This is a genomic window from Pedobacter sp. 10L46_2 (assembly GCF_056395165.1).
The window spans coordinates 1-1325 of record NZ_JBFTIZ010000525.1; the positions used below are offsets into that span (position 1 = coordinate 1).

Below are 1325 nucleotides of genomic sequence, written 5' to 3' on the forward strand. Positions count from 1 at the left end.
CTGCTAAAGCTGCTGCTGATGCTCCTGAAGCTGCTGCTCCTGGTGCAAGAAGAAAAAAAGTAAGTAGCGAAGCTGAAACCGCTGCTAAAGCTGCTGCTGATGCTCCTGAAGCTGCTGCTCCTGGTGCAAGAAGAAAAAAAGTAAGTAGCGAAGCTGAAACCGAAGAAGGTACAAGCGAAGAAGCTTAATTAATAATATAATTTGGGTTGTATGCTGTGCGTTGGAGGTTTACTTACAACAATCACGTACAACCCATAATTTTTGATAATAACTTAAAAAGGAAATAAAATGTCTACAGTACAAATTTCTGCAGCAGATGTAAACAAATTGCGCCAACAAACCGGTGCTGGTATGATGGACTGCAAAAAAGCATTAATCGAAGCTAACGGTGATTTCAAAGCTGCGGTTGATTACTTACGTAAAAAAGGTGCTAAAGTAGCAGCTTCACGTCAGGATCGTGATTCTAACGAAGGAGTTGTTATTGCTAAAGCTACAGCTGATGGCAAACGTGGTGTTGTTGTTGAATTAAACTGCGAAACTGACTTTGTTGCTAAAAACGCTGATTTCGTTGCTTTAGCTAATAAATTTACTGATTTAGCTATCGATAAAAACCCTGCTTCATTAGAAGAGCTTTTATCTTTAGAAGTTGATGGTCAGAAAGTTTCTGATATCATTATCGAAAACACTGGTAAAATCGGTGAGAAAATCGGTATTTCTAAATTTGAAACAGTATCAGGTGAGAAAGTTGTTCCTTACATCCACGGTAACTACCGTTTAGGTGTTTTGGTTGCTTTAAACCAAGCTGTTGCTGGTGTTGACGAAGCAGGTAAAGATGTTGCAATGCAAATTGCTGCTATGAACCCAGTTGCTTTAGATAAAGCTGATGTTGATGCAACTACTATTGAGCGTGAAACTGAAATCGCTAAAGAACAAATCCGTGCTGAAGGTAAACCTGAAGAAATGGTAGAAAAAATTGCTGCTGGTAAATTGAATAAATTCTACAAAGACAGTACTTTATTGAACCAGGAATTTGTTAAAGATTCATCTAAAGATGTTCGTAAATTCTTAAATGATACAGCTAACGGTTTAACTGTTACTGCATTTAAACGCGTACAATTAGGAGCTTAATCGCTTTTATTTTATATTAAAAGAGGGTGTATCATGATTTTTATAATGATGATATACCCTCTTTTTTTGTTTTCGTTATTCTGAGAACTTAGCATTAGAAAGACACACCATCATCTCGAACACACACTGCGTCCTTTAGATTTGACCAGTGGTCTAGAACCTAAAAAACAATTGTTATTAAGTGTTACGCTTAATTC

Annotated in this window: 1 protein-coding gene and 1 pseudogene; both read left to right on the forward strand. The window is 37.0% G+C overall.

Annotated features, from left to right (window positions below; translation table 11 throughout):
• Nucleotides 1-188, forward strand: a pseudogene (locus tag AC1DDX_RS27470) (hypothetical protein); the annotation flags it as partial.
• Between the two features lie 100 nt (nt 189-288).
• Nucleotides 289-1128 (forward strand): translation elongation factor Ts, encoded by an 840-nt coding sequence (gene tsf / locus AC1DDX_RS27475; protein WP_477623040.1) that lies wholly within the window; start codon nt 289-291, stop codon nt 1126-1128.
• The last annotated feature ends 197 nt before the right edge of the window (nt 1129-1325 follow it).

Excerpts from the sequence above, each read along its gene's own strand:
- tsf (WP_477623040.1), top strand. The coding sequence starts at position 289 with ATGTCTACAGTACAAATTTCTGCAGCAGATGTAAACAAATTGCGCCAA.